This is a genomic window from Fulvivirga aurantia, assembly GCF_009711475.1.
GTDB classification, from domain to species: domain Bacteria; phylum Bacteroidota; class Bacteroidia; order Cytophagales; family Cyclobacteriaceae; genus Fulvivirga; species Fulvivirga aurantia.
Genome location: NZ_SMMD01000589.1, coordinates 1 through 4,340 on the forward strand (window position 1 = coordinate 1; position 4,340 = coordinate 4,340).

General features: G+C 40.3%; 4 protein-coding genes. All 4 read right to left on the bottom strand.

Annotated elements, in window-relative coordinates:
* Positions 1-1,748, bottom strand: a 1,748-nt coding sequence (locus E1176_RS05165) for a chondroitinase-B domain-containing protein (protein ID WP_155209501.1), incomplete at its 3' end; no start/stop codon positions are given.
* A 13-nt stretch (positions 1,749-1,761) separates the two neighbouring features.
* Positions 1,762-2,430, bottom strand: coding sequence for a bifunctional 4-hydroxy-2-oxoglutarate aldolase/2-dehydro-3-deoxy-phosphogluconate aldolase (locus E1176_RS05170; RefSeq protein WP_155209502.1), 669 nt, complete (start codon positions 2,428-2,430; stop codon positions 1,762-1,764).
* Between the two features lie 2 nt (positions 2,431-2,432).
* Positions 2,433-3,458 carry a sugar kinase gene (locus tag E1176_RS05175; RefSeq protein WP_185152641.1) on the bottom strand — a complete coding sequence of 342 codons (1,026 nt, stop codon included), beginning with the start codon at positions 3,456-3,458 and terminating at the stop codon, positions 2,433-2,435.
* A 36-nt stretch (positions 3,459-3,494) separates the two neighbouring features.
* The gene (locus E1176_RS05180) at positions 3,495-4,262 is read right to left on the bottom strand and encodes an SDR family NAD(P)-dependent oxidoreductase (RefSeq protein ID WP_155209504.1); all 768 of its coding nucleotides are present in this window, start codon (positions 4,260-4,262) and stop codon (positions 3,495-3,497) included.
* Between the last annotated feature and the right edge of the window lie 78 nt (positions 4,263-4,340).

The following is a 4,340-nucleotide window of genomic DNA, read 5'->3' on the forward strand; positions in this document are numbered from 1 at the left end:
AATGTAAGAGCCCCCTTGGGGTTCATTTCAAAAACAGGCGTTTCTGCAGGCCCGGCATATAAAATGGTTGACCTGCTGGTAGCGTCTGCTGAGGCGATAGTTAGCTTTTTATCAATCTTTAATGATCTATTCAAAGCATACTCACCTGAAGTTAACTCTATGACATCGCCAGATTTGGCGGCTGATATTACTTTTACCAATTCCTCAGAAGAGCTCACAGAATGTATTTTGGCTTCAGTTTCAACCGGTTTGGCGTCAAACCAACCCGGACCATATTTAGATGCATCTAAGATGTTGGGTGCTGTTTCAAGAGTTGGTAAAATAGCACCTATAGTATTATTCTCCCTTCGGGAATTCCCAACTAAATCTTCTGCGATTTGATCAAACTCAAAACCATTGAAAACTTCAACTTCAGTAATATTATTAGATGGTACCCACAAATATTCTCCTGATTTTTTCATCGAGAAATCCATGGTTTTTAAGCCCTCTACGCCCTTAAATTCCATTCCTTGATTGTTAATCGCATTGCTTTTGAAATCAATACCATCCATGGTGTCATGTTGCACTATTGGATCGGTATCTCCTGCTGCATTGTGTATCACATTATTAGCCACCAGTGTACGAATTGGCGCTTCTGATCTAATCTCAGAGGCAGGAAGCACATCTTTCTGATCTACATTAGATCCTACACCAAACTGCCAGGGCGAAATACAATTGACCCATGAATTATAAGCGACAACCACATCGGTTACCTGAATGTAGCGGTTGAGCGGTGATTTTGGAATGCCATTCATTACAGCCAATGGACTTCTAAAAACCTGGCCTTTTAGATTATAGAAGTAATTGTTAGTTACCCAGTGCCCGGTACCAATCAATCTTATGCCACCAATCTGATCGTTTTCTTCATCACCGATAAAATAATTACCGTCAATTACACAGTAATTGCCATGGCGTGTCACCAGTGAGCCTTCACTTTTATAAAACACATTATTTCTGAATTCATTAAAGTTGGATTTGCTCGAAATAACTTCAACCTCTCCATTGCATCTTTCAAACAAGTTATTGGCGACCATAGTGTAACTCGGGGCCATAGAAGTGCTACTTGTACCGATTTGTATAGTCTCAGCACTTGGCCCTCCTTTAGGCGGTCTAGCTCCGAAATGGTTGTTGGTAATTTGGTGATAGTTTTTAATACTCTCATTTCCTGCCAAATCTACTCTAATAGTAGGGCCTCGATTCGATTTACCAGCCAGATAACAATGATCTAATTGATTGTTGCGTCCTTTAAAGCGAACCCAAAGGTCCTGGAGATTTCGCTGTGCTTTATTGTAATCCTTGATCACACAATGCGTAACTCTGCAATTGTTGGCTACAACATCATCAATTGCAAACTCAATGACAGACTCGGATGGTGATGCACCGTTTGTAAAAAATAAACCTTCTACAACCAGATATTCTCCTCCTATTTTCAAATCTGATTTACCCTGAATAATTACTTCACCTGGGGTTTCGGCTTTTAGTGTAATGGATTGATTTTCTGTTCCTTGACTTGTAAATCTGATACGTAAATCGTTCCATTCACCATTGGCCATTTCGATAACTGTTCCGGGCTGGGCATTTGCAATCGCTTTGTTTAATTCATCCGCATTTGATACTCTAACGGTTTCAACGGATTGGGTTTGCTGGCAACCAATAAAAAATATGAATACAGTTATGATATAAAGGATGTGTTTAATTCCTGTTTGCATAGTAACCATTAGCTTATTTGCGTATTTCTTTGATAAGGCTCAGACATTCTCTCACCTTGCTTTCAAGGCCGTCATAATCATGACGCTCCAAAATTTCCTTTGTAATTAACTTTGATCCCATACCTACACAAGTAACTCCGGCTGCAAACCACCCTTTTAAATTCTCTTCTGTTGGGGAAACACCACCCGTTGGCATAACAGAGGTCCAAGGTTGTGGACCTTTTATTCCGCTCACGAAACCAGGGCCATAAGTGCCCCCTGGGAATAATTTCACTAATTCACAACCCATTTCTTCTGCTCTGGCAATTTCTGATAATGACCCGCAACCTGGTGACCAAAGCACTTTTCTTCGATTGCAGGCTATGGCAATATCTTCACGAAGCACGGGGGTCACAATAAAATTAGCGCCAAGTTGCATATAGTGAGATGCAGCACCAGCATCAGTTATGGAACCAACTCCTAGGATCATTTGCGGCATAGCCTCTTCAGCAAATTTATTTAGCTCACGAAAAATCTCGAGTGCATAGTCTCCGCGGTTGGTGAACTCCAAAACTCTGGCTCCGCCCTTGTAACAAGCAAGTAAAACTTCCTTTGCGACTTCTAACTCCTTGTGATAAAACAGTGGCACCATTCCGGTATGCTCCATCACGTTAAAAACATGTATTCTTGAAAATCTTGCCATTATTATCTAATAATTTTTCCTAATTGAGCTGTATTCATTACCTGTTCTACTTCTTCCAGTTTACCCGTAAAGTAATCCCCTCTTATTGTGTGTTTTAAGGCTGAAAGCGTCAGGGCAAATTCCAATCCCTGCAGCTTATTTTCATAATGACTTAACCCATATAAAAGACCCGCCATGTACGCATCTCCTCCTCCTATCCGATCGATAATATTGTGCAACTCAATTGACTTAGTATTATAGACATCACCCTTTGTGACCATGACAGATTTGAGGTCATGATGATTTGCATTGTGAATGGTTCTCAATAACATAGAAACGCATTCCATTTTCGGAAAATGGGCCATTAGTGTTCTATAATCATCAGCCAGTTGTTGTGCATTTTCTATGGTTTCTAACTCTTTTGAATTCATTTGTAGGCCTGTCAAAGCCTGAATGGTTGAAGGGTCTCCCAGCACTATTGAAGATTTTTCTAACAATTGAGGAATAACATCTCTTGGTTCTTTACCATAAGCCCATAGATTTTTACGATAATGTAGATCACATGAAACGGTGATTCCCTTATCATTAGCCTTATCTACAGCATATTGACATAGTTCTGCTGCATTTTTTGATAATGCTGGAGTAATGGCTGACCAATGTACATGTGTGACACCTTCCAAAGCTTTATCCCAATCAACAGCAGATACCTCAAAGTCATTTATGCTCGAGTGCGCCCGATCATAGATTATTCTGCTACTTCTTATCGCATCTCCTTCTTCTAGAAAATAAAGTCCTATACGACTGCCAATGCGTGCTACCTCAGAGGTATCAACTCCAAAATGTCTGAGTACATTGCAAATATGATTGCCTAAGTCATTGTCAGGTAATGCACTAAGCATGCGAGCACCCCAACCCAGCTGAGATAGTGCAATTGCTACGTTGGCCTCCGAACCGCCCACATGCATAGCAAATTGCTCAGCTTGTGTGAAGCGTTTATTATCCGGCACTGTCATACGCATGAGGAGTTCGCCTATACTGAGTACTTTCATTTTACCTTGTTTTTTTCGATCGAGCATTTGCAAATATTATATACCCAATGCCTGACCACCACCTATTTGTATGGTCTCTGCAGTAATAAAGGAAGCATCTTTACTAGCAAGAAAAGACACTACTGAGGCCACTTCTTCGGGCTGCCCCAATCGTCCCAATAAAATATTATTCTTCCATGAGGCGAATACTTCAGGCTTGGTAGATTTTATTTGCGCATGAAAAGGGGTATCTATCGTTCCTGGTGAGACAGCATTAACTCTGATCCCATATTCAGCCAAATCTTTTGCTAAAGCCCTTGTAATAGCATGCACCCCAGCTTTTGAGGTACCATAAATTCCGGCACCCGGCCCACCGGCATTCCAGCCTGCATTTGAGGTATAGTTTATTATGGTCGGATTTTCACCTTTTTTAAGAAAAGGAATAGCCGCTCTTGAAGCGAAGAATACAGAATCAAGGTTAAGGGCCATAACATTTCTGTAAAACTCCGTAGTCATTTCTTCAAACCTCGATCTACCGCCTAATCCTCCTGCATTGTTAACCAAAACATCTATCCTACCATACTTTTCACCAATGGCTTTAATATTAGAAGATACTTCATCCTCCTTAGTTACATCAAAGCCATGGTATTCAGCCGTAATTCCTTCTTTAGAAAGCTCCTCTACTCTTTGGGCTCCCTTTTCATCTTCTATACCATTTAATACTAAGGTAAATCCATCTTTTCCTAATCTCTTTGCAACCTCAAATCCAATTCCTCCGGTTGCTCCGGTTATTATTGCTACTTTATTCTCTGATTTATTTCCCATGATTTATAAATTTTAAATTCTAAATTCTCTAATCGATTGTTTTAATCTCTTTGGCAAAAAAGTTGATTGATAAGTATC